This window comes from Methylobacterium sp. WL9 (genome assembly GCF_008040035.1).
GTDB classification, from domain to species: domain Bacteria; phylum Pseudomonadota; class Alphaproteobacteria; order Rhizobiales; family Beijerinckiaceae; genus Methylobacterium; species Methylobacterium thuringiense.
In genome coordinates this window covers 1-26,346 of the sequence record NZ_VRVE01000061.1, presented here as the reverse complement: position 1 = coordinate 26,346, position 26,346 = coordinate 1, and the positions used below count along the sequence as shown (strand labels likewise).

At 68.7% G+C, this 26,346-nt stretch carries 23 protein-coding genes and 1 pseudogene; 16 read left to right on the top strand and 8 right to left on the bottom strand.

Annotated features, from left to right (window positions below; translation table 11 throughout):
* The first annotated feature begins 325 nt into the window (after positions 1-325).
* Positions 326-3,928, top strand: a complete 3,603-nt coding sequence (mfd, locus tag FV217_RS16250) for a transcription-repair coupling factor (RefSeq protein WP_147818223.1) — start codon at positions 326-328, stop codon at positions 3,926-3,928.
* A 56-nt stretch (positions 3,929-3,984) separates the two neighbouring features.
* Here the strand turns inward: mfd and FV217_RS16245 are convergent, their stop codons facing one another.
* The 3 genes from FV217_RS16245 to FV217_RS16235 all read right to left on the bottom strand — a co-directional run bounded on the left by FV217_RS16245 (position 3,985) and on the right by FV217_RS16235 (position 7,076).
* The gene (locus tag FV217_RS16245; protein ID WP_147818217.1) at positions 3,985-4,326 is read right to left on the bottom strand and encodes a hypothetical protein; all 342 of its coding nucleotides are present in this window, start codon (positions 4,324-4,326) and stop codon (positions 3,985-3,987) included.
* Positions 4,327-4,598: 272 nt separating this feature from the next.
* Complete coding sequence (locus FV217_RS16240) at positions 4,599-5,930, bottom strand: AMP-binding protein (RefSeq protein ID WP_147818216.1); 1,332 nt, start codon at positions 5,928-5,930, stop codon at positions 4,599-4,601.
* Between the two features lie 99 nt (positions 5,931-6,029).
* Entirely contained in the window at positions 6,030-7,076 is a 1,047-nt protein-coding gene (locus tag FV217_RS16235; RefSeq protein WP_147818215.1) for a hypothetical protein, read from the bottom strand.
* 195 nt (positions 7,077-7,271) lie between these two features.
* Between FV217_RS16235 and FV217_RS16230 the strand changes: the two genes are divergently transcribed.
* The 3 genes from FV217_RS16230 (at position 7,272) to FV217_RS16220 (ending at position 10,520) form a co-directional block, all read left to right on the top strand.
* A complete protein-coding gene (locus FV217_RS16230) occupies positions 7,272-7,535 on the top strand; it encodes an acyl carrier protein (RefSeq protein ID WP_147818214.1) in 264 nt (87 codons plus the stop codon).
* 11 nt (positions 7,536-7,546) lie between these two features.
* Complete coding sequence (locus FV217_RS16225) at positions 7,547-9,427, top strand: HAD-IIIC family phosphatase (protein ID WP_147818213.1); 1,881 nt, start codon at positions 7,547-7,549, stop codon at positions 9,425-9,427.
* 325 nt (positions 9,428-9,752) lie between these two features.
* Positions 9,753-10,520, top strand: a complete 768-nt coding sequence (locus FV217_RS16220; RefSeq protein ID WP_147818222.1) for an invasion associated locus B family protein — start codon at positions 9,753-9,755, stop codon at positions 10,518-10,520.
* A gap of 127 nt (positions 10,521-10,647) precedes the next feature.
* On the opposite strand, the gene hspQ is transcribed toward FV217_RS16220, so the two are convergent.
* Together hspQ and FV217_RS16210 are read right to left on the bottom strand one after the other, a co-directional pair.
* The gene (hspQ, locus tag FV217_RS16215; protein ID WP_147818221.1) at positions 10,648-10,986 is read right to left on the bottom strand and encodes a heat shock protein HspQ; all 339 of its coding nucleotides are present in this window, start codon (positions 10,984-10,986) and stop codon (positions 10,648-10,650) included.
* 72 nt (positions 10,987-11,058) lie between these two features.
* Positions 11,059-12,108, bottom strand: a complete 1,050-nt coding sequence (locus FV217_RS16210; RefSeq protein WP_147818212.1) for a CoA ester lyase — start codon at positions 12,106-12,108, stop codon at positions 11,059-11,061.
* A 735-nt stretch (positions 12,109-12,843) separates the two neighbouring features.
* Here FV217_RS16210 and FV217_RS16205 point away from each other — a divergent pair.
* On the top strand, positions 12,844-14,151 hold the full coding sequence (locus FV217_RS16205; RefSeq protein WP_238232025.1) for a patatin-like phospholipase family protein: 1,308 nt from the start codon (positions 12,844-12,846) through the stop codon (positions 14,149-14,151).
* A 15-nt stretch (positions 14,152-14,166) separates the two neighbouring features.
* Here the strand turns inward: FV217_RS16205 and FV217_RS16200 are convergent, their stop codons facing one another.
* Positions 14,167-15,363 carry an FAD-dependent monooxygenase gene (locus FV217_RS16200; protein WP_238232027.1) on the bottom strand — a complete coding sequence of 399 codons (1,197 nt, stop codon included), beginning with the start codon at positions 15,361-15,363 and terminating at the stop codon, positions 14,167-14,169.
* A gap of 227 nt (positions 15,364-15,590) precedes the next feature.
* On the opposite strand from FV217_RS16200, the gene FV217_RS16195 reads away from it, so the two are divergent.
* The 4 genes from FV217_RS16195 (at position 15,591) to pncA (ending at position 17,768) form a co-directional block, all read left to right on the top strand.
* A complete protein-coding gene (locus FV217_RS16195; protein ID WP_147818210.1) occupies positions 15,591-15,782 on the top strand; it encodes a hypothetical protein in 192 nt (63 codons plus the stop codon).
* 9 nt (positions 15,783-15,791) lie between these two features.
* Positions 15,792-16,016: a hypothetical protein gene (locus tag FV217_RS16190; protein WP_147818209.1), complete on the top strand. Its 225-nt coding sequence runs from the start codon at positions 15,792-15,794 to the stop codon at positions 16,014-16,016.
* A gap of 65 nt (positions 16,017-16,081) precedes the next feature.
* Positions 16,082-17,056, top strand: coding sequence for a quinone oxidoreductase (locus FV217_RS16185; RefSeq protein ID WP_147818208.1), 975 nt, complete (start codon positions 16,082-16,084; stop codon positions 17,054-17,056).
* An 82-nt stretch (positions 17,057-17,138) separates the two neighbouring features.
* Positions 17,139-17,768 (top strand): bifunctional nicotinamidase/pyrazinamidase, encoded by a 630-nt coding sequence (gene pncA, locus FV217_RS16180; RefSeq protein WP_147818207.1) that lies wholly within the window; start codon positions 17,139-17,141, stop codon positions 17,766-17,768.
* Positions 17,769-17,805: 37 nt separating this feature from the next.
* Here pncA and rimO read toward each other — a convergent pair whose 3' ends face one another.
* Positions 17,806-19,152 carry a 30S ribosomal protein S12 methylthiotransferase RimO gene (rimO, locus tag FV217_RS16175; protein WP_147818206.1) on the bottom strand — a complete coding sequence of 449 codons (1,347 nt, stop codon included), beginning with the start codon at positions 19,150-19,152 and terminating at the stop codon, positions 17,806-17,808.
* Between the two features lie 393 nt (positions 19,153-19,545).
* Here rimO and pabB point away from each other — a divergent pair, with 393 nt between their 5' ends.
* The 5 genes from pabB (at position 19,546) to FV217_RS22970 (ending at position 23,133) form a co-directional block, all read left to right on the top strand.
* A complete protein-coding gene (gene pabB, locus FV217_RS16170; protein ID WP_187272604.1) occupies positions 19,546-20,949 on the top strand; it encodes an aminodeoxychorismate synthase component I in 1,404 nt (467 codons plus the stop codon).
* Entirely contained in the window at positions 20,946-21,575 is a 630-nt protein-coding gene (locus FV217_RS16165) for an aminodeoxychorismate/anthranilate synthase component II (RefSeq protein WP_147818205.1), read from the top strand. The genes pabB and FV217_RS16165 overlap by 4 nt, the downstream gene beginning before the upstream one ends.
* The gene (locus FV217_RS16160; protein ID WP_147818204.1) at positions 21,562-22,410 is read left to right on the top strand and encodes an aminotransferase class IV; all 849 of its coding nucleotides are present in this window, start codon (positions 21,562-21,564) and stop codon (positions 22,408-22,410) included. The genes FV217_RS16165 and FV217_RS16160 overlap by 14 nt, the downstream gene beginning before the upstream one ends.
* A 41-nt stretch (positions 22,411-22,451) precedes the next feature.
* Entirely contained in the window at positions 22,452-22,862 is a 411-nt protein-coding gene (locus FV217_RS16155; RefSeq protein ID WP_147818218.1) for a DoxX family protein, read from the top strand.
* Between the two features lie 97 nt (positions 22,863-22,959).
* Positions 22,960-23,133, top strand: a complete 174-nt coding sequence (locus tag FV217_RS22970; protein WP_187272603.1) for a hypothetical protein — start codon at positions 22,960-22,962, stop codon at positions 23,131-23,133.
* 24 nt (positions 23,134-23,157) lie between these two features.
* On the opposite strand, the gene mazG is transcribed toward FV217_RS22970, so the two are convergent.
* Complete coding sequence (gene mazG / locus FV217_RS16150; RefSeq protein ID WP_147818203.1) at positions 23,158-23,988, bottom strand: nucleoside triphosphate pyrophosphohydrolase; 831 nt, start codon at positions 23,986-23,988, stop codon at positions 23,158-23,160.
* Between the two features lie 727 nt (positions 23,989-24,715).
* Between mazG and FV217_RS16145 the strand changes: the two genes are divergently transcribed.
* Together FV217_RS16145 and FV217_RS16140 are read left to right on the top strand one after the other, a co-directional pair.
* Positions 24,716-25,810 (top strand): replication protein RepA, encoded by a 1,095-nt coding sequence (locus FV217_RS16145; protein WP_147818202.1) that lies wholly within the window; start codon positions 24,716-24,718, stop codon positions 25,808-25,810.
* A 282-nt stretch (positions 25,811-26,092) separates the two neighbouring features.
* Positions 26,093-26,346: pseudogene (locus tag FV217_RS16140) on the top strand (hypothetical protein); the annotation flags it as partial.

Here is a 26,346-nt window from a genome sequence, read left to right as displayed (position 1 = left end):
CCCGCACCAGCGGGCCGCGGGACGCCGTGGGACCGAGTTCTACAAACCACAGAGTGGTTCCGCGGCGTCCCGCGTCCACCCTCGTGACAGTTTGGGCCATGCCGCCGGAGCGTAACGCTCGCGGGGATGCGGATGGCTGACTGTGCCTCTTGCCCGGCCCCTTTGCCGCGCCCCTTCGCTCGGCCCCCTTGCCCGGAGACCGACTCTTGGGCAGTGCGCCGTCGAGGCTCGATGCCCACCCAGACAAGTCATGCGCGGCCGCGACCCTGAAAGCCCCCGACGCCCCCTCACCCCGCGACGCGATTCGAGCTACATCCCGCCCGACATGGCCAAATCCGCACCCATTCCCGCCCCGAAACCCCAGGTCGCCCGCTTCGCCCTGCCGAAATCGGCGCCCCTGGCGAAGGCCCTGGAGGCGCTGAAGCGCGGCGACAGCCCGACGCTGTCGAGCGTGCCCGACGGGTTCGACACCATCGTCGTGGCCGACCTCGCCCGCGCGCTGGCGCAGGGCTTCGAGGGGCAAGGATACGAAAGACCTGCGGTGCTGGTGCACGTGGCGCGCGATTCGAGCCGCTCCAACGCCTTCCAGCACGCCCTGAAATTCGTCGCCCCCGAGATCGAGGTGATGAATTTCCCGAGCTGGGACTGCCAGCCCTACGACCGCGTCTCGCCGAATTCCGGCATCGCGGCCCAGCGCATGACCGCGCTGTCGCGGCTGACCCGGTCGCGCTCGTCGGAGGAGAAGCCGCGCATCCTCTGCACCACGGTGAACGCCCTGGTGCAGCGCGTGCCGCCGATGACCCGGATCGCGGTGGAGACCTTCTCGGCGGCGGCCGGCAACGTCGTGCCGATGGCCAAGGTCACCGAATGGGTCGAGGCCAACGGCTTCCTGCGCACCGGGACGGTGCGGGACACCGGCGAATACGCCGTCCGCGGCGGCATCCTGGACCTGTCGCCGCCCGGTCTGCCGAACCCGATCCGGCTCGATTTCTTCGGGGATACGCTCGAATCCATCCGCGCCTTCGATCCGGAGACACAGCGGACCGTGGGCTCGCTCCGCTCCCTCGACCTCGTGCCGATGAGCGAGGTCCAGCTCGTCACCGAGACGATCCGGCGCTTCCGACAGGGCTACATCGCGTCGTTCGGCGCGGCGACCCGCGACGACCGGCTCTACGAGACCGTGAGCGAAGGCCGGCGCTATGCCGGCCTCGAACACTGGATGCCGCTCTTCTACGACCACCTCGACACGCTGTTCGACTACGTGGCCGGCGTGCCGATGGTGTTCGATGCCCAGGCTGAGGACGCGGCGACCGAGCGGCTCGACCTGATCCAGGACTACTTCCACGCCCGCGACGAGGCGCAGAAGACGCCGCAATCCGGCGTCGCACCCTACAAGCCGCTGCCGCCGCGCGCCCTCTACCTGACCACGAACGAGTGGAAGCAGCGGATCGCGGCGAGCGCCGTCGCCCGGCTGACGCCCTTCGCGGTGCCCGAGAGCGAGGGGCGGGACGGCATCGATTGCGGCGCCCATGCCGGCCGAAACTTCGCGCCCGAACGGGCGGACGAGGCGGCCAGCGTCTTCGATGCGGCAGTGGCCCACATCAAGGAGCTGCAGGGATCCGGTCATCACGTGATCCTCGGATCCTGGTCCGACGGCTCGCGCGACCGGCTCTGCGGCGTGCTCAGCGACCACGGCCTGAAGAAGCCGATGGAGATCAACACCCTCACCGCCGTCAACGCGCTCAAGCGCGGCACGGACGTGGCGGTGGCGGTCTGGGGCCTGGAATCCGGCTTCGTCATCGACCGGCTCGCCGTGGTCTCGGAGGGCGACATTTTGGGCGACCGGCTGGTGCGCCAGAAGCGCCGCTCGAAGCGCCCGCAGGACGTGATCCTGGAGGTTCAGGCGCTGCAGCCGGGCGACCTTGTCGTGCATGCCGACCACGGCATCGGCCGTTTCGTGACGCTGAAGACCGTGCATGCCGCCGGCACGCCGCACGACTGTCTCGAGATCCAGTACGCCACCGGCCTGCTGCTGCTGCCGGTGGAGAACATCGAGCTCCTGACCCGCTACGGCTCCGAGGATTCGGAGGTCGCGCTCGACCGGCTCGGCGGCAGCGGCTGGCAGGCCCGCAAGGCGCGGATGAAGAAGCGCATCCTCGAAATGGCGGGGGCGCTGATCAAGGTCGCGGCCCAGCGTTTCGTGAAGCAGGCGCCGCGGCTTCGCCCGCCCGAAGGGCTCTACGGCGAGTTCGCGGCCCGCTTCGCCTTCGAGGAGACCGAGGACCAGGCCACCGCCATCGACGCGGTGCTCGACGACCTCAACACCGGCCGTCCGATGGACCGCCTCGTCTGCGGCGATGTCGGCTTCGGCAAGACCGAGGTGGCGTTGCGCGCCGCCTTCGCCGCGTCGATCTCCGGCAAGCAGGTCGCGGTGATCGTGCCGACGACACTGCTGGCCCGCCAGCACTTCCGCACCTTCGCCGAGCGCTTCAAGGGGCTGCCGATTCAGGTGGCGCAGCTCTCGCGCTTCGTCTCGGCGGCCGACATGCGGCAGAACCGGGCCGGCCTCGTCGACGGCACCGTCGACATCGTCGTCGGCACCCATGCGCTGCTGGCCAAGAACATCGCCTTCAAGGACCTCGGCCTGATCATCGTCGACGAGGAGCAGCATTTCGGCGTCGTCCACAAGGAGCGGCTGAAGACGCTGCAGGCCGACGTGCACGTGCTGACGCTCTCGGCGACGCCGATCCCGCGCACGCTCCAGCTCGCCATGACCGGTGTGCGCGAACTCTCGATCATCGCCACGCCGCCGGTGGATCGCCTCGCGGTCCGCACTTTCGTGACGCCGTTCGATCCGCTGCTGATCCGCGAGGCGCTGCTGCGCGAGCGCTACCGCGGCGGGCAGTCCTTCTACGTGGTGCCCAGGATTGAAGACCTCGCCGAGGTCAAAAGATTCCTCGACCGTGAGATGCCGGAGACCACCGTCGCGGTCGCCCACGGCCAGATGGCGGCGGGGCAGCTGGAAGACGTCATGACGGCCTTCTACGAGGGCAAGTACGACGTGCTGCTCTCGACTACGATCGTCGAATCGGGCCTCGACATCCCCACCGCCAACACGCTGATCGTGCACCGGGCCGACATGTTCGGCCTCGCCCAGCTCTACCAGCTGCGCGGCCGCGTCGGCCGGTCGAAAGCCCGCGCCTACGCCCTATTCACCACTCCGGCGAACCGCCAGCTCACCGCCCAGGCCGAGCAGCGCCTCAAGGTGCTGCAGACCCTCGACACCCTGGGCGCCGGCTTTCAGCTTGCGAGCCACGACCTCGACATCCGCGGCGCCGGCAACCTCTTGGGCGACGAGCAGTCCGGCCACGTCAAGGAGGTCGGCTACGAACTCTACCAGCAGATGCTGGAGGACGCCGTCACCGCGCTGAAGGCCGGCATCGAGGAGCCGGTGGAGGAGGCGTGGTCGCCGACCATCGCGCTCGGCGCGCCCGTCACGATCCCCGAGGACTACGTCGAGGACCTCACCGTCCGGCTCGGTCTCTACCGCCGCCTCTCGACGCTGGAGAACGATCAGGAACTGGAGAGCTTCGGCGCCGAGCTGATCGACCGCTTCGGCAAGCTGCCGCCGGAGGTGGAACAGCTTCTCAAGATCGTGACGATCAAGATTCTCTGCATGGACACCAACATCGAGAAGGTCGAGGCCGGCCCGAAGGGCATCGTGATCCACTTCCGCGAGCGCAAGTTCGCCAACCCGCAGGGGCTCATCGCATACGTCACCGCCCAGGCCTCCTTCGCCAAGGTGCGACCCGACATGAGCATCGTGTTCATCCGCGAGCTGACCTCGATCCCGGCCCGCCTCAAGGAGACGACCGGGATTCTTCGGAGTCTCGCGAAGATGGTGGGAACGGGGAAGAAGGCGGCGTGAAAACGAAAAGGGCGGGCCTCGCGGCCCGCCCGTCATCGTCCCGTTACCACGAGGCTCTACAGGTCCGGCTCGTTGAGGACGTAGGGGCCGATTCGGCTCTTGAGATCGACCGGGGCCCCGACGCGGACAAGCGCGTCGTCCATGTCGATGACAGGGATGCCGCCGCGCTTCATCTGTTCGCGCAGGCGTTCGGCGAGGCGATCATAGGCCGCGTCGCGCCGCGTGGACATCTGGAGAAGCACTGCGGCGGGGCGCGCGATGACCGCGAGCACGTCGTCGAAAGCCTCGATCGAAGCGGTGACGCTGGCATAACCGAGCCCCGCAAGGTCGGCAGCCAGGGAATGGTCGACGGCGCGGAAGCCATCGTCGACAACGAGCACTTGTTGCAGCGCACCCATGATCGTCGGTGTTACCCCAGATCGGCAACCCTGGGAAGGGCGGCACCGCAACAACTCGCAAGGGCCGAATTGGTTCGCCGGCCACATCGATGCCGGCAAGGTGCGCCGACGCCGATGAGCGGGTGCTGAACGGAAGCGACGAATGTCTCCGCACGGCCGGCCGCCAAGCCCGTCCATCGGCCGGAACCGACTGGTTGCATGAAGGAATTCGGGTTCCGCCCACAGGCGGACGTGCGACGCTGCCGGAACAGGGAAGGGGCCGGCGAACCGCGTCACGCGCTCGCGAAATGGTCCGCGATACCGTCGGCGTCCAATCTCGCATGCGCGACGATCGCCGTCGCGAGACCGGCCGAGACCACCGGTGCGTAGGGACTCGTCCGCCAGGAATGGTCGGACTCGGTCGGCGCCATACCGCGTTGCAATGGGAGTGCGGCGCAGGCCTGCCCGCGGAACGCGAGGCGCCCTTCATCATCCCGGCGGATCGCCATCAGGCTCTCCGGCAGCGCGAGGCGTTCCGGCGCCGCCAGCACGAGGGCGAGGTCGCGGCTCGTCCCGCGCCGGCCCGAGACGATCGCGGTTTCGTCGAAGGCGACCGTGTCGATCACCGCATCGACCTGCAGCGCCTGCCCGGGCCGACGGCTGCGGTTCGGGAAGCGGACCGGCGCCCGGTGGACGAGGCCGATCGAGCGCAGCGTCGGGGGCAGGGCGCGGCCGGTGAGGTTGGCCTCGATGAAGCCGGGGGCGACGAGATGGGTCGGCACCGCGCGGGCCAACGCCGTCGCGAAGCCCGCCCCGTCGAAGAGCGGCAGCATCTCCAGGCTCGCGCCCGAGACCAGTGCCGCCGCGAGCCCGGTGACGAGGCCGCGCAGATCGTGCGGGCCGACGAGACTCAGGATGCGCTCGTCCGGCCCGACGCGGGTCGCCACGAGGTGGGCCGCCGCCGCCGCGACCAGGGAGCCGCCGGTGCGGTGGATCGGCCGGCCGGGGTCGCCGGCGGCGAAGCTGATGACGCCGCCGGAGAAAACCGGCGCGTCGGATCGGGATTCCTCCGCCGCGGCGCGTTCTTCCAGGACGACCCGATCGAGGTTGATCACACCGTCGGGCACCTCCGGCCCGAAGGCCGCGACGTAGCGCAAGCCGAAATAGCGGGCGGCGACCGCGCAGAGCCGCTCGGCGGGGGCAGACGCACCGAGGCGGGCTTGGGTGAGGACGGCGGAGAGTCCGGCGCTCTCGACGGCCGCGACGAGGTTGTCCTCGTCCCAGGAGGCCGGCAGGAGACAGGGGACATGGCCGGCCGCCTCGACCGCGAGCAGCGCCAGGGCGCTCTCGGCGCTGCCGGGCAGGCACAGGCCGATGCGGCTCCCGGGCGGCAGACGCCAGCCGCGCAGGCCGCGGGCAAGGCGTTCGACGATCTCGGCGGCGGCGGAATAGGTCCAGGTGATCGGCGGCCGGCCGCTCCAGAGCGGCTTGTCGGCGGGATCGATCAGGGCGACGCGGTCGGGATGGCGCCGGGCGGTGAGCCGCAACAATGCGCCGAGCCCGATCTGCGCCAATGACGGCGCCCGCAGCGACTCAGCTTCCGTGACAACCCAATGCGCAGACACCTGGACGCATCCCCGATCCCGCCTGCGGTGATGGGGTCGTCATGGTTAATCGAGCGTTAAGAGCCGGCGAGGGTGCGCCCGCGAAAACGCGCCGGCGGTTCATTTCGCCCAACTCTTGGCCACGGACTTCCGGATGGCCTCGCTCATCACGATGTCGAAGTTCAGGAAGTCCTGCACGTCGCGCAGGGCCCGCAGGCGATCGGCGAGGGCGTAGGCCTCCGGGGCGATCGGTGTGGGCGACGGCACCGGGGCATCGATCCCCAACCGGTCGAACACCGTCGCGGCGAAGGCTTCGAAGTAGTCGCGGTGGCCGACGATCGACACCCGCGAGAGCACCTCCACCGCGATGATGGAGTTGGCGGGCAGGATGCGGTCTTCGGGAAACCGCGTGCCGAGGAGCCGGGTCAGCGGGTTGTAGAGCAGGCGATAGGCCGATTCCGGCAGCATCCGGAAGAACCGCCTCAGGCTCTTCGGGTCGGCATAGTCGTAATCCGCGGTGAACCGCGCCGCCTCCGCCAGATCGCCCAGGCGCCAGCTCTGGTCGGGATCCTGGGCGAGCGCGGTGCGTTCGCGAAGCCAGAGCATACGGCTCGCCATTTCGACGAACGGCTCCTGGACGAGCATCATCGTCAGGATGTCCTGCAGCACGAAATGCGACTCGTAGCGCGGATAGACGAGCGCCCCGGACAGGAAGCAGGAGGTCAGGGTTGGCGTTTCGAACAGGACCGACAGGACCTGCTCGGAGAATTTCCCGATCCCGAAATAGCTCTGCTGGAAATGCGGGTAGAGCGCCGCCTGGAGCACGGTCTCGGGATGGATGCCGGTGTTCACCAGGACCGCCTTCAGCCTGCACAGGCCGTGATCCGGGATGCGGCGATGGATGAGGACGTTGGTGTCGACGTCGCGGACTTCGACCCGCGGAAGCCCTGCGAGGCCCGGAACGTTCTGCTCGTTGACCTGAAACCGGCATTGCCCGGTCGAGTGCAGGCCCGCTTCCCGAAGTTCGGCGATGGTCTCGCTCGCCGCGATCTCCGCCACCCGTCGTCCGTCGACGGAGACGTGGATACGGCTGATCGCCAGCGGGTTGTCCGGGACGACCCATCCATGGATGACGTGGCCCTCGTCAGCGTCTACGAAAAACCGCATGCCCCTCCGAGCGCCTCCCCTGGTCCGATCCGCGAAACCGTCGACCGGTTCGGATACGGCTCCGGCGCGAGGCGATTGATAGCCCAGTTCGCCGGCCGGCGCATGCCACAGAAATGCTGCCGATCCGAGGCAGAGGCCGCATCGTCACGAACAGCCGCAACCCGATCGGGCGGGACGCCTCGGAGTTTCCTCTCCATGCACAACGACGCGATCTACGAGCAACTGACCTCGGTCTTCCGCGACGTCTTCCAGGACGATGCGCTGACGATCGCGCCCGAGACGACGGCGCAGGACGTCGCCGGATGGGATTCCGGCCGGATGATCGAACTCATCATGGCGGCGGAATCGCAGTTCGGCATCCGCTTCACGAGCCGGGAGGTCGACGCCATGGCTCGCGTGGGCGATTTCGCGGAGACGATCGCGCGCAAGACCGCAGGCAGAGCTGACGGGCCGGGCTGACGGGCGGGGCCATGCATCTCTCCTGGCTGCCCGAACCGCGCGACTGGGCAGGCGCGCTGGCGTCGCTCGGTGCGCCGGATGCGCCCTGGGAGGCGTTCGTCCGGCTCGCCGGCACGCGGCTCGACGCGCTCCGGACGAACCAGCTCGACCGCGCCCTTCAGAAGCGCCTGGCGCATGCAGCCGAGAGCTTCGGACCCCCGCCGGTCAAGCTCGCTGTTCTGGCCTCCTCGACCGTCTCGCACCTGCTGCCCGCGATCCGCGTCGGCGCCCTGCGCAGGGGACTCCGGCTCGAGACTTACGAAGGGCCTTACGGCTCCTATCTCCAGGACGTGCTCGACGACGCGTCGGGGCTGCACGCCTTCCGGCCGGACGAGATCCTGTTCGCGTTCGACACGGCCCACGTCACCCGCGGGATCAACCCGACGGCCGACGGCGCCTCGGCCGACGGCGCACGCGCGGCGGCGCTGGCGGGGATGCGCGACCTGTGGCGGCAGGCCCGCGCACGCTTCCGCTGCCCGATCCTGCAGCAGACCCTGCTCCCGACGGCCCTGCCGCTGCTGGGCGCGAACGAACATGCGCTCGCGGGCTCCCGCGCCTGGGCGACCATGCTGCTCAACGCCGAGATCCGCGAGGCTGCGCCGGAGGAGGGCGTCGACGTCTTCGCCCTCGACGACATGGCGCTGCGCTACGGTCTCTCGGCGCTGCACGATCCCGTCTGGTGGCTCAGGGCGAAACACGAGGTCAGCGCCGCAGCCGCGCCGATCTACGGGGACCGGCTCGCCAGGCTGCTCGCCGCGCGAAAAGGCCTGTCGCGAAAGTGCCTGGTGCTCGATCTCGACAACACCGTCTGGGGCGGGGTGATCGGCGATGACGGGCTCGCCGGGATCGTGCTCGGGCAGGGCAGCGCAGAGGGCGAGGCGTATCTCTCGTTGCAGGCCTATGCCCGCGACTTGGCGGCGCGGGGCGTCATCCTCGCGGTCGTCTCCAAGAACGACGAGGCCAATGCCCTGGAGGCGTTCGAACACCATCCGGAGATGCTGCTGCGCCGCGGCGACATCGCCGTCTTCCTGGCGAACTGGGACGACAAGGCCCAGAACCTCCGGCGCGTCGCCGCGACGCTGAACATCGGCCTGGAATCCCTGGTCTTCGTCGACGACAACCCGTTCGAGCGCGAGCTCGTCCGCGCCGAGTTGCCGATGGTGGCGGTGCCCGAACTGCCCGACGATCCGTCGGGCTACGCGCCCTGCCTCGCGGAAGCCGGTTATTTCGAAGCCCTCGCCGTCACCGACGAAGACCGGGCCCGCGGCCGGCACTACGCGGCGCAGGCCGTCCATCGCTCGGCGCTCGCGGAAGCGGCCGACCTGCCGGCCTATCTCGCCGGCCTCGACATGCGGCTGGTCGCCGCCCCGTTCGATCGGATCGGCCTCGCCCGGATCGTCCAGCTCACGAACAAGACCAACCAGTTCAACCTGACCACCCGCCGCACGACCGAGGACGCCACGCTGGCGCTGATGGCGGACGGCGACGTCCTCTGCCGCCAGTTCCGCCTCATCGACAGGCTCGCGGATAACGGGATGATCGGCCTCGTCGTCGGCCGTCTGACCGGAACGGGCGATTGCGTGATCGAGTCGTGGTTGATGAGCTGTCGCGTGCTCGGGCGCGGAGTCGAGGCGGCGATGCTGTCGGTGCTCGTGCAGGCCGCGTCGGAGAGGGGCGCGCAACGCCTGATCGGCCTCTACGGGCCGAGCGCGAAGAACGGGATGGTACGCGGCCATTACGGCCGGCTCGGGTTCACGCTGCTCGATACGGACGAGGACGGCGGCACCCGACACGGTCTCGACCTGTCGGCTTACGTCCCCAGTCCGGGACCGATCCACATCGAGGGCGTCTGAGCGGCCCGGCCGCGAGTCCGAATGATGGTTTCCGTCAGACGGACCGATCTGCGCCCTTCCGATTCACCCGGCATCCGTGTACGGCGCAGGCGTCATGCCTTCGCCGCATTACGGGGGGAAAGCAGGCCGCGCGATCGTTCGACCGGGCAACGGGTTACCTGGAGACAGGGCCGGCGTCCTCGAAGATCCGACGCTTCCGGATGGGATAGGCCCATCGCCGGTCCGTCGGGTCGCATCGGTCCCGCTGCTCTTCGGACACTGCGTGCGTCACGAAAGCCGCACCACGAAGCGACGATTCGAATCCGTTGAAGGGGTCATGAAGCCGATGTTCTCTGCAAACCGTCCCGCGCGCCCGCTGCGCACAGCCGCGCTCATCGCCCTGGCGGGCCTCGGCGCCGGCCTTGCCAGCCCGGCCTTCGCCCAAGCCAACAAGAAGCCCGCTCCGGCGGCGCCTGCGCCGGCTGCTCCCGCTCCGGCCGGTCAGCCGCAGCAGGGTGCCGCCCAGCAGGCCGGTCCGCAGATCATCACCGTCAAGTCCGAGCCGAGCCAGGACAAGTGGACCAAGGTCTGCGGCAAGGACAACAATTCCGGTACCGACGTCTGCTACACGACGCGCGACTTCGTCTCCGACAACGGCCAGCCGGTGCTCGCGGCCGCCGTCTACGACATGAAGAACGCGGCCCAGAAGCAGGAGGTCAAGGTCGTCCGCTTCCTGCTGCCGCTCGGCCTGATGCTGGCGCCCGGCATCCGCTTCAGCATCGACGGCAAGGAACTCACCGCCGGCAAGTTCGCGGTCTGCTTCCCCAACGGCTGCTTCGCGGAAGCCGGCGGCGTCACGCCGGAATTCATCGCCGCCCTCAAGAAGGGCACGCTGCTGAACGTCGCCGTGCAGAACCAGACCCAGAAGGAAGTCATCTTCGCGGTGCCGCTCGCCGGCTTCGGCACGGCCTTCGACGGCCCGGCCGTCGATCCGAAGGTGCTCGAAGAGCAGCAGAAGAAGCTCCAGGCCGAGCTCGAGAAGAAGAGCGATGCCATGCGCAAGAACCTCGAGAACGGTGCCGCCGCACCGGCCGCCAACGCCGCGCCGAAATAGTTTTTTGGATGAGGGTGTCTCTATCCCGGATCGGGGTGGAGACGCCGATCCGGTTACGACACGACGCAAAGGCCGGGCAGCAATGCCCGGCCTTTTTTCACGTTCGCCAATCTAAACCAGCAAAAAATCAGTTCGCCTGGCCGGCCCGCACCCGATACGCGCCGTCCGGCGCCCGGTCGAACACCTCGGAGATGCCGGCATGGCGCAGCGCCTCGCCCGAGGTGTCGGGCACGAGGTTCTGCTCCGAGACGTAGGCGATGTACTCGCTGTCCGCGTTTTCGGCGAGCAGGTGGTAGAACGGCTGGTCCTTGCGCGGCCGGACCTCCTCCGGGATCGCCTGCCACCATTCGTCGGTGTTGGCGAATTCCGGGTCGACGTCGAATACGACGCCGCGGAACGGATAGATCCGGTGACGGACTACCGAGCCGAGATTGAACTTGGCCGTTCTGATCAGGTCGTCGGGCATCGCAGCATCATGCATGGCCGGTAAATAGGCCGGGCTCTCGTCCATGTCACCCGATCCTGCCCTGCGGCAGGATCACGGCAGCTTGTAGACTTTCGCCAGTTCCGGGTCCTTGTCGGCGACGAGCCGGGCGAGGTCGACGATGACCTTGGCCTGTTTCCAGGTGGCGTCGTCCTGCATCTTGCCGTCGAGCATCACCGCACCGGTGCCGTCGGGCATCGCCGCGACGATGCGCGCGGCGAAGTTCACCTCGTCGGGATCGGGCGCGAACACCCGCTTGGCGATGGCGACCTGACTCGGGTGCAGCGTCCAGGCGCCGGCGCAGCCCATCAGGAAGGCGTTGCGGAACTGGACCTCGCAGGCGGCCGAATCGGAAAAGTCGCCGAACGGGCCGTAGAACGCCTTGATGCCGTTGGCGGCGCAGGCATCGACCATGCGGGCGATCGTGTAGTGCCAGAGGTCCTGCTGCGCCGAGGCGCGGGCCTCCTCGCCTTTGGCGTCGGAGATGACGCGGTATTCGGGGTGGCCGCCGCCGACGCGGGTGGTCTTCATGCCGCGCGAGGCCGCGAGGTCGGCCGGCCCGAGGCTCATGCCGTGCATGCGGGGCGAGGCGGAGGCGATGGCGTCGACATTGGCGACGCCTTCCGCCGTTTCCAGGATCGCGTGGACCAGGATCGGCTTCTCGACCTTGTGGCGAGCCTCGAGTTGCGACAGCAGCTGGTCGATGTAGTGGATGTCCCAGGGCCCTTCGACCTTCGGCACCATGACCACGTCGAGCTTCGAGCCGATCTCGGCGACGATCTCGAACAGGTCGTCGAGAATCCAGGGCGAATTCAGGGCGTTGATGCGGGTCCAGAGGCCGGTGCCGGTCCTGGCGAAGTCGATCTCCTTGCCCATGGCGATGAAGCCCTTGCGCGCGGCTTCCTTCTGGTCGGCCGGCACGGCGTCCTCGAGGTTGCCGAGCACCACGTCGACCGTCGCGGCCAGATCGCCGACCTTCGCGCGAACCTTCTCGTTGTGCGGCGGCACGAAGTGAATCATGCGCTCGAGCTTCACCGGAAGTTCACGGAACGGCTCCGGAGCACCGGCGGCGAGCGGCTGGAAGAAGCGGCGCGGAAGTTTCATGAGGTCTCGGGCTCCGGGTGCGGCCATCTCGGCAGACATTCTGGCCGTCCGGTTAGAGCATGATGCGGGAAAGTGGAATCCGGTTTCCCGAAAACGTCGTGCGACGGCAGAGATCGGGAGCGTGAGGTCCATCTCCGAGCAAGGCCTGCTGTCGCCTGAGCCGGCTTACCGTCACGCTAGAGCGCTTTCCGACCGAGTGGATACCGGTCGGTCGTAAGAAAGCGCGTCATAACGATGGCCTAGAGCCGCCGGCCTGATGCAATCAGGTCGGATACGGCTCTAGCCCGCCGCGGCGATGCTCGTCGGCCCAGGGACGGCCAGCGACCCGGATCGTGCGGCACGGCCGTCGACGGGATTCCACGATTTTGGAATGTGAGGACACTAGGCAAGACCACGCTTTGGTCGTTATCTTGCCGAGGCAGTCGGCCGAGCGGATTTCAACTGGTTAATCGAAATCATGAGCGCCTCTCAGACCTGCTCGACGGTGTGCGAAGTCGGCAAAAAAGCCGATTCCCATGTTTTTCGTGCGTTCGTCGAAGTTTCCGATCCCAAGCTCCTTCCCTCCGAAGATTGTATTGGGGCGGTTGCACGCGCCCGCCATGCCGACGTCACCTCGACGTGCGCTGACGCACGGAGCACCCCATCATGGGGGTCATTCGTACGCGGCCCATCAGGAACAGGCCGGAGCCTCCCGTGTTCTTCGGTCGAGGCGGCCTCGGGAAGGAATTGGCCATCATGATCGCATCGACCGGACGGTCCATGCTCGTCGGCGCCGTGGTGCTGGCCCTCGCGGCCGCGCCGCCGGTGGCCTTTGCGAGGCCTGCGGGGCACGCGGCGGGGAAGCATCCCGTCGAGAAGAAGCAGGCCGAAAAGCCGGCCACGCAACCGGAGCGCGTCGACTTCACCGCCGCGGAATCGGCCACCGCTTGGCCCGAAGGCCTGCCGGGCCGCTTGCGCCTCGACGGCGACGATCCCCGGGCCTTCCAGGCGCTGATCGACGGGGCAGGGGCCGCGGGCGATCCCTGGCTCGTGCTGTCGGGCGGCGGCGAGAACGGCGCCTTCGCGGCGGGCCTGCTCGCCGGATGGTCGCAGGCCGGCGACCGGCCGGCCTTCGGCGTCGTCACCGGCGTTTCGACGGGTGCGCTGATCGCGCCCTTCGCCTTCGTCGGCCCGGCGGCCGACCCGGCGCTCCGGGCGAACTACACCGAGATCACCGCGGCCGACGTGTTCGAGCTCGGCGGCAATCCCACCGCGGCGCTCACCGACAACTGGCCGCTCAAGGACCGCATCGACAAGTCGGTCACGCCGGACCTGCTCAAGGCCGTCGCCGCCGAGCACGCCAAGGGCCGCCGCCTCCTCATCGCGACGACCCAGGTCGACGCCGAGCGCTCGACGGTCTGGGACATGGGCGCGATCGCCGGCCTCGCCGCCGGCAAGGATGCCGGCCGCTACGGCGACAAGGCCCTGAAGCTGTTTCGCGAGATCGTGCTCGCCTCCACCGCCATTCCCGGCGTCTTTCCGCCGGTGATGATCGATGCGCTCGGCGAGGACGGCAAGCGCTTCCAGGAGATGCACAACGACGGCGGGGCCATGGCGCCGTTCTATCTCGCGCCGGCACCGGCCCTCGTCGGCCGCACGTCCGGCGTCCACCTGCCGACCCACTCGGTCTATCTCGTAGTGAACAACCGGCTGACGCCGGAATTCGGCATCGCGCCGCGCACGATCCTGGGCGTGCTCGGCCACTCGATGTCGGCGGCGATCAAGGCGCAGACCCGCGGTGCCATCGCGTTGGCGCAGATCTTCGCGCAGCGCTCGGGACTCGACCTGCACGTCGCCGAGATCGACGGCCGCTTCACAAAGGCCTCGTCCGCACCGTTCGACCCCGACTACATGAAGGCGCTCTACCAGCACGGCGAGGGCCTCGGCCGCGCCGGAACGGCCTTCACCGCGAGTCAGGTCAAGGGTGACGGCCCGCTGGAAAGCGTCAAGGGCACCGCCACACAACCGACGGACGGCTTGGGCGATTCGGCGGCAGCGCGCTGAGTCTGCGACGCCAGTTCAACGTCCCCGCATCAGGCTCGGCGCACCGAAGCGCGGCAGCACCCCTTCCCGCATCACGATCTTCCGCAAGGGCGCCAGCGTGCTCATGGCGACCAAGCCGAGACCGCGGAGGGCATCGATGGGCACGAGGTCGGCGAGCAACGAGCGGTTGAGAAGATCGACGGCCGTCCCGCGCAGGCGCGCATCGGCACCGCGGTTGCGGCCGAAGCCCGCAAGCGACGCCTGGGAACCGGGATCGCGTCCGGCCTCACGGGCAGCCATCACGACATCGCGCAGCGAAGCGGCGTCGCGAAGCCCGAGATTGAGGCCTTGCGCGCCGATCGGCGGAAATACGTGGGCCGCCTCTCCGATCAGTGCCAGCCGCAGGGCGACGGGCGTCGAGACGGAAAGCCCGCGCATCGGCACCAGCCCGCGCGGTCCGTCGATCCGCATGGCGCCGAGCATCGCCTGCGCCTGACGCTCGACCGATGACGCAAGTGCGCCGTCATCGAGAGCCGAGAGCCGTCGAGCCGGCCCCTCGCCGGTCACCCAGACGAGGCTCGATCGGTGGCCGCCCGGCAGCGGCACGAGCGTGAAAGGCCCCGCCCGGGTGTGGAACTCCGTCGAGACGTCGCGATGCGGGCGCTCATGAGCGAGGATCGTGGTGATCGCCGCCTGCGGATAGGACCAGTCCCGAACCGTCAGGCCCGATCCCGCCCTGAGCGGCGAGCGGGCTCCGTCGGCGGCGACGATCAGGCGGGTCTCGACCGTTCCGCCGTCCTGGAGGGTGATGACGGCGCGCTCATCGTCGCGCCGGCTCTCGGCCGCATCGCTCTCGAACAGGGTCAGGTTCGGGGTCGTCCGGGCGAGCAGACGCAGGCTCTCGACCAGTCGGGCGCTCTCGACGTTCCAGCCGAAGGCGTCGAGCCCGATTTCCGACGCGACGAACCGGGCAGGGGGCGGACGAAACAGGCTGCCGGTGTCGTCGATGAGATGGAGCTCGGCCAGGGGCGCCGCATACGGAGCGATCGTCGCCCAGGCGCCGAGCGCATCGAGGAAGCGTACCGAGCCGTCGAGCAGCGCCACGGTACGCCCGTCGGCCACCGGTGCATGCCGCCCGACGAGCGCGGTAGCGATGCCCTCGCGCGCCAGGGCGAGCGCCGCCGCGAGCCCCGCCGCCCCCGCGCCAACGACCGCCGCCTCGAACCGAACCATGCCCGACATCGCAACCCCAAGGACATCGCAATCCCAAGAGGGATTTTCAGCGCGACCCCTGCGCCGCGCCTCTGCCCAGAGCTTACAGAGGCGGCGACGCCGTCGGGTCAAGACCATGCGTCGCTGAGGAGCTTCAGCCGGATCCGGCCGGAGCTCGGACGAAACCAAAGCTTCCGGTCTGCATTACCCCCAAGCGTTTGGTCTTTGGGCGGCGCAGGGAGTGTCCGTTGAACACCTTTTCCATGCCGGCGGGCGAACACGAGGAGCGCAGCTTCGGCTCGTCGTTCGATCCCCTGTTGAACGGCGTCTCTCAGGGGCTCGCCGCTCTTTTTCCGCCGATCGAGAACACGCGCCGTCCTGTCTTCGAAGACGAAGGGGCTTGCGCGAACGAGGTTGAGGACGAGCGCGCGGACGCGTAGCAGGGGCCGATGAAGTCCCATTTGATCGAGCAGCACATCGCGGCGATGACCGTCGCGAGCACCAACCTGCTACGCCAGATGCACGACGAAGGTCTGCGCTACACCCTCGACGTCCGGCCCGACGACACGGCCACGATGCATGTCAGCGTGCGTGGACTGACGCCCGACATCGAGGGCCGCATCCGCCGCTGCCTGCTCGGCACCGGAATGACGATCACGGTGGCCGAGGCCTGAGGCTGTCTCTTCGTTGGTCGCAGCCCTATTTCGCCGTCGAGACCCAACGTTGAGGACGAGCGAGCATGCCGAAGGCGATCCGGATTCACGAATACGGCGGCCCGGAGGTGATGGTCTACGAGGACGTGCCGACCCCGGAGCCCGGCCCCGGCCAGATCCGCGTTCGGCAGACGGCCGTCGGCGTCAACTTCATCGACATCTACTTCCGCCAGGGAACCTACAAGGCGCCGTCGCTGCCGCATACGCTCGGCAAGGAAGGCGCGGGTGAGGTTGCGGCCGTCGGCGAGGGCGTGACCGGCTTCAGGATCGGGGAGCGCGTCGCCTATGCGGGCGCCAGCGGCACCTATGCCGAGGACGTCGTGGTCGATGCCTCCGGGGCCGTCCACGTCCCGGACGGCGTCAGCGACGAGACCGCCGCCGCGATGATGCTGAAGGGTCTCACCGCCCAATACCTGCTGCGCCGAACCTACCGCGTGCAGAAGGGCGACACGATCCTGTTCCATGCCGCCGCCGGCGGCGTCGGCCTCATCGCGACGCAATGGGCCAAGCATCTCGGCGCCACAGTGATCGGCACGGTCGGTTCGCCCGAGAAAGCCGAACTCGCCAAGCAGCACGGCTGTGATCATGTGATCCTGTACCGCGACGAGGATTTCGCCGCCCGCGTGCGTGAGATCACCAAGGGCGAGGGCGTGCCGGTCGTCTATGACGGCGTCGGCAAGGCGACCTTCCCGGCCTCCCTCGACTGTCTCCGGCCCTTCGGCACCTTCGCGAGCTTCGGATCCTCCTCCGGCGCGATCGACGCCTTCGACATCGGCATCCTGGCGCAGAAGGGCTCGCTCTACGCGACGCGCCCGACGCTGTTCACGCACATCGCCACCCGCGAATTGCTCGACGCCAACGCCGCCGAACTGTTCGAGGTCGTGAAGAGCGGGGCGGTGACGATCCCGATCCATTCCCGGGCGAAGCTCGCCGACGCGGCGCAGGTGCATCGCGATCTCGCGGGGCGGAACACGACCGGATCCACGGTCATGATCCCGTGATCCTGGGATCACGGGACACAAGGATTCCGGGCTCTGCCCGGACACGGCGAAGGACTCGTCCTTCGCGATCCTCGGTTTGGCGATGAGGTTCACGGAAGGCGATGTCCTGGTCGTCGTGGACGTCCAGAACGACTTTCTGCCCGGCGGGGCGCTGGCCGTGCCCGACGGCGACGCGGTGATCGCGCCGATCAATCGGCTCGTGCGGCGGGCGCCGCATGTCGTCGTCACGCAGGATTGGCACCCCGCGGGCCACGCCTCGTTCGCCGCGCAGCATCCGGAGCGAGCGCCGTTCGAGACCGTGCCGATGCCCTACGGCGAGCAGGTGCTCTGGCCGGACCACTGCGTGCAGGGAACGCACGGCGCCGAACTGGCCGCCGGACTCGACCTCGACAGGGCCGAACTGATCCTGCGCAAGGGCACCCGGTCCGGGGTCGACAGTTACTCGGCCTTCATGGAAGCCGACCGGAAGACCCGCACGGGCCTCGCCGGCTACCTGTGCGAGCGCGGCCTGACCCGCCTCGTCCTCACCGGTCTGGCCACCGACTTCTGCATCCTCTGGACGGCGCTGGACGCACGCGCCGAAGGCTTCGCGGTGGCGGTCGTGGAGGATGCGGTCCGTGGCATCGACCGCGACGGGTCGGTCAGCCGGGCTTGGTATGCGATGTGCGAAGCCGGCGTCGATCGGATCGATAGTCGCGAAATACAAACCTAACGGGATCCTGTCGTCACAGGATCCCGGGACGTGTCCGCTACACCGCGATCCCGTGCAGGTCGTAGGCGTCCGCCCGCTCGATCTTCACAGTGACGATGTCGCCTTGGCGCAGGGGACGGCGGGAAGCAACGTGGACCGTGCCGTCGATCTCCGGCGCGTCGGCCTTGGAGCGGCCCTTGGCGCCCCCCGGCCCGGCCTCGTCGATGATCACCTGGAGCCGCTTGCCGACCTTGGCCCGCTGCAGCTTCAGCGAGACCAGACCCTGTGCTTCCATGAAGCGCCGCTTGCGCTCGGCTTTCACCTCGGGAGGCACCGGCACGCCGAGATCGTTGGCGGTCGCACCGCGCACCGGCTCGTATTCGAAGCAGCCGACCCGCTCGAGCCGGGCCTCCCGGATCCAGTCGACGAGTTCCTCGAACTCCGCATCGGTCTCACCGGGAAAACCGACGATGAAGGTCGAGCGGATGGCGAGGTCCGGGCAGATCTCGCGCCAGCGCCGGATGCGCTCGAGCTGCTTCTCCTGGTTGCCCGGCCGGCGCATCCGCTTGAGGACGCTGGGGGAGGCGTGCTGGAGCGGCATGTCGAGATACGGCAGCACCTTGCCCTCGGCCATCAGCGGGATGACCTCGTCGACATGCGGGTAGGGGTAGACGTAGTGCAACCGCACCCAGGCCCCGAGCTCGCCGAGTTCCTTGGAGAGGTCGTAGAAGCGGGCACGCACGTCCCGGTCCTGCCAGCGGCTCGCGGCGTAGCGGGTGTCGACGCCGTAGGCGCTGGTGTCCTGCGAGACCACCAGCAGTTCCTTGACGCCGGCCTTCACCAGCTTCTCAGCCTCGCGCAGCACGTCCGCCGCCGGCCGGCTGACGAGATCGCCCCGCAGGCTCGGGATGATGCAGAAGGTGCAGCGGTTGTTGCAGCCCTCGGAAATCTTCAGATAGGCGTAGTGCCGCGGCGTCAGCTTCACGCCCTGGGGCGGGATCAGGTCGAGGAACGGGTCGTGCGCCGGCGGCACCGCCTCGTGCACGGCGGCGACCACGGATTCGTAGGCCTGCGGGCCGGTGACGGCGAGCAGGTTCGGATACTTTTCGCGGATCTCTTCGGGCTGTGCGCCCATGCAGCCGGTGACGATGACCCGGCCGTTCTCGGCCATCGCCTCCCCGATCGCCGAGAGCGATTCCGCCTTGGCCGAATCGAGGAAGCCGCAGGTGTTGACGATGACCACGTCGGCCCCGTCGTGGCGGCGGGCCAGTTCGTAACCCTCGGCCCGCAGATGCGTGAGGATCCGCTCGGAATCGACCAGCGCCTTGGGGCAGCCGAGCGACACGAAGGAGATCCGCGGGGCGGCCTTCGTCACGGCATCTGCGGGTACGGCGGTGGCGGTCATGGCGTCTCGGACGGCGACGTGACGCGAGGCGGCCGGTTGGGCCGCTCGGATCGCGAAGGCAAGAGGATGCGCGGGGTATAGCCCGCCACTGCCCGCGTTGCGAGCCTCGCGCCCCGCGTCGGCCTGGCCGGCCGAAGCATGCCCGACGGCGCCGCCGCGCCCAGCGTGCCGCCAGCAATCGTCCGAGATCGTATATGAAACGCCGAATCCATTCGATTTCAGTAATTTGGCATATTGTCCTCGTGCTCCGGATGAAGGCCTGCAGCTCGAAAGGGCAGGGCGCTCATGCCCTGGCTGCAGACGGGTCGCACCGAGCGGGAATTGACGGGAGGTCTCTCGGCGCAGTTGGTGCTTGCGACACACCCGAGCGCGAGACGCGAAATCACCGCCCCCATGGTCTGGACCCGCGAGATCCCATCCATCGACGCGATCGTGGCGGCACAGCGCCTGTCGCGCCTGCCCGGGCTCGCCTTCCTCGACAGCGCCATGCAGCATCACATGCTCGGGCGCGTCTCCGTGCTCGGCGCCGATCCGTTCGGCCGCTTTCGCCTACGGGAGGGCCGCGCTACCCTCGACGGACAGGCTCTCGACGGCAAGCCGCTGGAGGCCCTGCGCGCCTGCCTCGCGCCCTACCGGCTGCCGCCGCAGCCCGACCTCCCCGCCTTTCCGGGCGCCGCGATCGGCTACTTCGCCTACGATCTCGGCCGGGAGCTGGAGCGTGTGGCGAAGCCGCCGCGTCGGGCCGGGCTGACCGACGACATCGCCTTCAACCTCTACGACACACTTCTCGCGATCGACCACGAGCACGACCGCTGCGTCCTGATCGCCACCGGATTTCCCGCCACGGATCCGGACGCACGCGTGGCCCGGGCACAGACCCGTCTCGACGCCTTCGCCGCATTGCTCGGGACACCGGCCGAGCCCGAACCGCAAACCAAATCCACTCCGGCACCGCTTACCTGGCACTCGAACTTCTCGCGGCAAAGCTATGAGGACGCAGTCGAAAAGGTCCGCGACTACATCCGGGCCGGCGACATCTACCAGGCCAACATCGCCCAGCGCTTCTCCGCCGAACTGCCGCCGGGCTTCGATCCGTTCGCGCTCTACCAGCGGCTGCGCGCGACCAATCCCGCGACCTTCGGCGCCTATCTCGCCTTCGACGAGCTGACGGTCGCATCGAGTTCACCCGAGCGTTTCCTGACGTTGCGCGGCCGGGAGGTCGAGACGCGCCCGATCAAGGGGACCGTGCGCCGGGTCGAGGATCCCGACGAGGACGCCGCGCTGGCAAAGGCCCTCCAGGCAAACCCGAAGGAGCGCGCCGAGAACATCATGATCGTCGACCTGCTGCGCAACGATCTCTCGCGGGTCTGCGAGCCGCGCAGCGTGCGGGTGCCGGTCCTGTGCGGTCTGGAATCCTATGCCTCGGTCCACCATCTCGTCTCGGTGGTCACGGGCACCCTGCGGGAGGGTACTGATGCCCTCGACCTCATCGCAAAGACGTTTCCCGGCGGCTCGATCACCGGTGCGCCGAAGCTCAGGGCCATGGACATCATCACCGAGATCGAAGGGGATGCCCGGGAACTCTACTGCGGTGCCATCGGCGCCATCGGTTTCGACGGCACCATGGATACCGCGATCGCCATCCGCACCGTGTTCATGGACACACGAGAGGCCGTGCTCCAGGCCGGCGGCGGCATCACGCTCCTGTCCGAGCCCGGTCCGGAATACGAAGAGACCCTGACCAAGGCCGCCCGGGTCTTCGCCGCCTTCGCGCCGGACGGCGAGGGGGGCCGATGATTCTCGTCGTCGACAACTACGATTCCTTCGTCTTCAACGTCGTGCGCTATTTCGAGGAGCTCGGCGAGACGGTTGCAGTCGCCCGCAACGACGCGCTCTCGGTCGCCGAGATCCGCGCCATGGTGCCCGACGCCGTGGTGATCTCGCCGGGGCCCTGCACGCCGGCCGAGGCCGGGGTCAGCCTGCCGGCGATCCGTGACCTGTCGGGCGTGGTGCCGATCCTCGGCGTCTGCCTCGGCCACCAAGCCATCGGCGCGGCCTTCGGTGGGCGCGTGGAGCGCGCGATCCGCCCGCTCCACGGCCAGGCCACCCCCGTGCGCCACGACGGCACCGGCCTGTTTTCGGGCCTGCCCGACCCGATGGCGGTGGCGCGCTACCACTCGCTGATCGTGTCGCCCGAACCCGGCATGAACGAAAACCTCGCGGTGAACGCGGTCTCGGCCGAGGGCGAGATCATGGCGCTGTCGCACCGCCGGCATCCGACCTGGGGCATCCAGTTCCATCCGGAATCGGTGCTCACCGAAGGCGGCCACGCGATCTTTTCCAATTTCCTCCGGCTCGCCCGCGCCTGGCGTGAGGGGCGGGGACGGATGCCGGAAAAAGTGAGCCTCGATGCTCTGGTGTGACGGCCGGGTCGTCGAGGGCCCGATCCCGTTCGACCTGTCCGATCGCGGCCTGCTGCTCGGCGACGGCGTGTTCGACACGGCGCTCGCCTGCGACGGACGCATCGCCTTCGAGGACGCCCATGTCGCCCGGCTCGTAGCGGCGGCGCAGGCGCTGGGATTCGCGGATGAGCCCGAGCGGATCGTCGCGGCGATGCGCGCCGTCGCCGTCGCCGCCCCGCGGACGGTGATCCGCACCACCATGACCCGCGGTCCGGGACCGAGGGGCATCGCCCCGCCCGCCGAGGCCCGGCCGTTCCTCTTCGCGCGTTCCGGGCCGATGCGGCCGGGCCTCGCCTTCGCCCCGATGCGGCTCCACCTCACCGCGATCCGCCGCAACGAGACCTCTCCCGCCTCGCGCCTCAAGAGCCTCGGTTATCTCGACGCCGTACTGGCCGCCCGCGATGCGGCGGCGGCCGGGTTCGACGAAGCCCTCTTTCTCAACACACGCGACCGCGTCGCCTGCGCCGGCATCGGCAATCTCTTCGGGATTTTCGGCCGAACGCTGGTGACGCCGTCCCTGGAGGAGGGGGTGCTGCCGGGGATCGTCCGGGCGCAGATTTTCGCGGTTGCCGCGAGGCTCGGGCTCGCGGTGGACGAGCGGCCCCTGCCGCTCGACGAACTCACGGGAGCCGATGCCGCGATCCTCACCAACTCGCTGCGGCTCGTGAGCCCGGTGACCGCGATCGGAGATCGCTCGTTGGACAGTGCCGGGAACGCGACCGTCGCGCATCTGATCCAGGCCGTCCGCGAGGCCGTCGCCGCATCCTGCAATGTCGCCCCGGAGACCGTGTCGTGACGGGGCGGGGGCAGGGGCAGGGGGACGACGACCGCGCCTGGATGCGCTGGGTGATGATCGTCGTCTATGCCGGCATCGGCATCGTGCATCTCACCGCGACCGACGCATTCCTGCCGATCATGCCGGACTGGGTGCCGGCGCCGCGCTTCGTGGTGATCGTCACCGGCCTCTGCGAGATCGCCGGCGCGCTGGCGCTGACGACCGCACGCCTCAGGCGCCTCGCCGGCATCATGCTGGCGCTCTACGCCGTCTGCGTGTTTCCGGCCAACGTGAAGCAGGCCCTGGACCACATCGCGATCCCGCCGATCCCGGACAGCTGGTGGTATCACGGCCCCCGTTTCGCGATGCAGCCGGTGATGGTGTGGTGGGCGCTCTATGCCGTCCACGTGATCGACTGGCCATTCGGGCGCCGCCGTACCGGATCCGCGCACAAGGATCCCCTGCTCCCGTGATCCTCCGATACGGGGATCACGGGAGAACAGGATCCGGGGCGCGTCCTGCGTAGTCCTGTCGGGAGCGTGCGGCCGGGGCTCTGCTAGAATCGGCGCCATGCCGAAGAGTCGCGCACCCAGCCCTTCGAATCCGCTCCCCGAGGAGGAGGATCTTGCCAGGTCTCCGCCCGGTCGGGCCGAGGTCGAGCGGGCGATCGGACGCATCCTCGACCGGCTGAAGCCGCAGAGCCCGAAGCGCGGCCGGAAGGCGAGCCGGGCCGTCGCGCGGTAGCGCTGCGAACGGGGAGGGTGGTTCTCAGCCCTCGGCGCGTTTGACCGCCTGCCAGGCGGCTTCCATCGCCGGCAGGTCGACCGATGCCAGGGTCCGGCCGTCCTTTGCCAGGTGGTCGGCCATGGCCGTGAACCGGCGCTCGAACTTGCGGGTGCCCCGCCGCAGGGCTTCCTCCGCGTCGACGCCGGCATGGCGGGCGAGGTTCGCCACGGAGAACAGCAGGTCGCCGATCTCTTCGGCCACCGCCTCCGGATCGTCGGCCGCCAGGCTCTCCTCGACCTCGTCGGCTTCCTCGCGGACCTTGGCGATCACCTCCCGCGCATTGGGCCAATCGAACCCATGGAAGGCGGCCTTCCGTGAGATTTTTTCGGCGCGGGTAAGGGCGGGGAGGGCGGAAGGTACCCCGTCGAGGGGCCCCGCCGCCGCCGGCACCCTGCCCCGGGCCAGCTTCTCAGCCCGCTCCTGCGCCTTGATCCGCGCCCAGGCCGCCTCGACCGCCGCCGGATCGCCGCGGCCTCGCCTGGCGGGAAGCAGGCTGCCGTCGGCCTCGAACACGTGCGGATGCCGCCGAACGAGCTTGGCGACGATGCCGGCGACGACGTCGGCGAAGGCGAAGCGGCCCGCCTCCTCCGCCATCCGGGCCTGGAAGACCACCTGGAGCAGGAGGTCGCCGAGCTCGTCCCTGAGATCCTCGGGATCGCCGCGCTCCACCGCGTCGGCGACCTCGTAGGCCTCCTCGATGGTGAAGGGCACGATGCTCGCGGGCGTCTGGACGACGTCCCAGGGGCAGCCCGTCTCCGGATCACGCAGGGTTGCCATGAGCTGCAGCAGCGTCTCGATCGGGTGATTCGTCATGGTGGCGTTCGTACCGCTTTCGTTCCGAATGCGCATCTGAAGGCTTTTCCCGGCCTCGACGCCCGAATGGCCGAGCTACGTTGGATAAACCGGGTGTGGCATGTGGATAATTCCTTATATTCCATAAATTGAACCCCTTCCTGGCGGTTCGGCTCAGCGAACGCCTCGCGCCTAGGGTAGGAAGAATATCTGCTTCGCTCTTTTAAGAGAGTCAGTTCAGCAGGTTATAGGGGGGGACGAATAACGCTGCGGCGACAGTGTGTTGAGACGGTTTCGTGCATCTGATTCTGCGTGGCTGTGCATCGGATTCTGCGTGGCTCCGTATGGAACTCTGCGTGGATTCCCGGATCGATCGCATCGGAATCTGCGCGGGTTCGCATGGGATTCGGCGTGGGAAAACCGGTCGGGCTGTGCATTCCGGGGAGAACCCGGCTTCAGGCCTCCGTATTGAACTCTGCGTGGGCTGATCCGCAGTGATCCGGCCCGTATCGAACTCTGCGGACCGGCCCCGGAGCGAGCCTGGGGATGGCGAGGCCCGAGAAGCGGGGAAAGCCGGGATAAGACCGATCCGCCACAGGACTCCCGGGGTCCGAATCGTGCCACATCCGCCGCCACCCGGGCCGAGTGCCCCTCACGAACCCCTATCGGCGGGAGCTCCTGAGAGACACTTGGACGTCGGCGATACGACGGGGCAGGGTGCCGAAGAGGACGTTGGCGGACGCAAGGCATGGCGGGGCTCGAACAGAAGATCGACGGGATCCGCGACCCGGACCTGCGCGCCGAGCTGGAGGCGGCGCGGGGCGGATTTCTGTTCGCCCAGATCGTCGAGCACCTGCTGTTCCGGCAGCGCGATCGCGACGCCCAGGCCGCGACGGAAAACTCCCAAAAGACCCGGCGCGAGGGCATGGCCCGGGACCAGCGTCGCCGCGACGCCGTGCGCGAGGTCATCGAGAACGAACCGGCCGTGCCCGAAAACCTGCAGCACATCCACTCGGTGCTGGCGCTGTGCGGCCTGCCGTATCGCGATCCCGGACCCGTCCGCGAGGTGTTGCGGGAGTACGGCCGCAACTCGCTGAGCCTCTCGGCCGGGCGCCTGAAGAACCCGATCACGGGCGAGATGGAGATGCAGGGCCTGCCCTACGGCCCCAAGGCGCGGCTCGTGCTGCTGCACCTCTGCACCGAGGCGGTGAGGCAGCGGAGCCCGGTGATCGCGGTGGCCGACAGCCTGTCCGGCTTCATGCGGGAGATGGGATTTGCGGTGACCGGTGGCGAGCGCGGCACCATCGGCGCCTTCAAGGAGCAGCTCAACCGGCTCGCCGCCTGCTCCATGCAGATCGGCCTCTGGGACGGCAAGGAGACCGCCTCGACCCTCACCGTGCCGCCCTTCCGCCGGCTCGACCTGTGGCGCCCTCAGGGCTCCGGAGAGGTGGTCTGGCAGCGCGAAGTCCAGTTCCACCAGGATTTCTACGAGAGCCTGATCAAGCACGCCCTCCCCGTGGACATCCGGGCGGCCAGGGCGTTGTCGGGATCGGCGCGGAAGCTCGACCTGCTGTTCTGGGCCGGCTACCGCCTGCGGGCCCTCCAGCGGCCCCTGAGGCTCACCTGGGACAACCTGCACAAGCAGTTCGGGGCCGACAACGCCTCGCAGCGCAGCTTCCGCCAGGCCTTCAAGGCCGACCTCGCCGGGGTGCTCGAGGTATTTCCGCGCCTGCCGATCACCCTCGACGAGCGCGGCATGGTGCTGAACCCGGCCGACCCGAGCGCCCTGATCGTTCCGCCGAAGGCCATCGGATTGGCTCGGAAGAAACGTAACGCCGCCTAATTCCATCTCGGAATATCAAGCTGCCGTGGATCGTTACGGCATGCACCGGACCGCATACCGCGTATCGTACCAGCATGCTGCCCGGATTGGCCATGCCGTTGACCGGGATGCGTGACGCGGCATGGAATATTCCAGTTCGGACGGGAATGCGCTCTGGAATTCCCTTCATGCAGGTATGGAATATCTGATTCCGAATAAGGAATAACTGGTTCTTCGAGGAATATTCCGCTAAGGCATTCCAAGACAGCCGCCAGGCGAAAAAACCGGCTTGAGGACGACGCCATGGTGTTATCGGAAGCCGAAGCCGAGACGCAGCTCGCCGCCCTGCGCCGCCAGCGCGAGGCGCTCGATCGCGCCATCAACGATCTCACCCTCTATCTCGAACTCGGCCGCCGGCTGACGGCCGGCGCGAGGTTTTCGGCCGACGAGCCCCGGTTTCCGGCTCCTGCCTCCGCCGCGGCCGCTTCGACGCCGGGACCGGGCTCGCCCCCGGATCCGGCCGACGACGCGGATCGCCCTGCGCCGCGCCGCCCGGC

Bases quoted from the DNA above. Each gene is read 5' to 3' on its own strand.
- FV217_RS16245 (WP_147818217.1), bottom strand. From the start codon at position 4,326: ATGGGTGCGCTGCAACAAGTGCTCGTTGTCGACGATGGCTTCCGCGCC.
- mazG (WP_147818203.1), bottom strand. From the start codon at position 23,988: ATGACGAATCACCCGATCGAGACGCTGCTGCAGCTCATGGCAACCCTG.
- FV217_RS16160 (WP_147818204.1), top strand. From the start codon at position 21,562: ATGCTCTGGTGTGACGGCCGGGTCGTCGAGGGCCCGATCCCGTTCGAC.
- FV217_RS16190 (WP_147818209.1), top strand. From the start codon at position 15,792: ATGAAGTCCCATTTGATCGAGCAGCACATCGCGGCGATGACCGTCGCG.
- FV217_RS22970 (WP_187272603.1), top strand. From the start codon at position 22,960: ATGCCGAAGAGTCGCGCACCCAGCCCTTCGAATCCGCTCCCCGAGGAG.
- FV217_RS16230 (WP_147818214.1), top strand. From the start codon at position 7,272: ATGCACAACGACGCGATCTACGAGCAACTGACCTCGGTCTTCCGCGAC.
- FV217_RS16205 (WP_238232025.1), top strand. From the start codon at position 12,844: ATGATCGCATCGACCGGACGGTCCATGCTCGTCGGCGCCGTGGTGCTG.
- pabB (WP_187272604.1), top strand. From the start codon at position 19,546: ATGGTCTGGACCCGCGAGATCCCATCCATCGACGCGATCGTGGCGGCA.
- FV217_RS16185 (WP_147818208.1), top strand. From the start codon at position 16,082: ATGCCGAAGGCGATCCGGATTCACGAATACGGCGGCCCGGAGGTGATG.
- FV217_RS16235 (WP_147818215.1), bottom strand. From the start codon at position 7,076: ATGCGGTTTTTCGTAGACGCTGACGAGGGCCACGTCATCCATGGATGG.
- rimO (WP_147818206.1), bottom strand. From the start codon at position 19,152: ATGACCGCCACCGCCGTACCCGCAGATGCCGTGACGAAGGCCGCCCCG.
- hspQ (WP_147818221.1), bottom strand. From the start codon at position 10,986: ATGCCCGACGACCTGATCAGAACGGCCAAGTTCAATCTCGGCTCGGTA.
- FV217_RS16220 (WP_147818222.1), top strand. From the start codon at position 9,753: ATGTTCTCTGCAAACCGTCCCGCGCGCCCGCTGCGCACAGCCGCGCTC.
- FV217_RS16155 (WP_147818218.1), top strand. From the start codon at position 22,452: ATGCGCTGGGTGATGATCGTCGTCTATGCCGGCATCGGCATCGTGCAT.
- FV217_RS16145 (WP_147818202.1), top strand. From the start codon at position 24,716: ATGGCGGGGCTCGAACAGAAGATCGACGGGATCCGCGACCCGGACCTG.
- pncA (WP_147818207.1), top strand. From the start codon at position 17,139: ATGAGGTTCACGGAAGGCGATGTCCTGGTCGTCGTGGACGTCCAGAAC.
- mfd (WP_147818223.1), top strand. From the start codon at position 326: ATGGCCAAATCCGCACCCATTCCCGCCCCGAAACCCCAGGTCGCCCGC.
- FV217_RS16210 (WP_147818212.1), bottom strand. From the start codon at position 12,108: ATGAAACTTCCGCGCCGCTTCTTCCAGCCGCTCGCCGCCGGTGCTCCG.
- FV217_RS16225 (WP_147818213.1), top strand. From the start codon at position 7,547: ATGCATCTCTCCTGGCTGCCCGAACCGCGCGACTGGGCAGGCGCGCTG.
- FV217_RS16200 (WP_238232027.1), bottom strand. From the start codon at position 15,363: ATGGTTCGGTTCGAGGCGGCGGTCGTTGGCGCGGGGGCGGCGGGGCTC.
- FV217_RS16165 (WP_147818205.1), top strand. From the start codon at position 20,946: ATGATTCTCGTCGTCGACAACTACGATTCCTTCGTCTTCAACGTCGTG.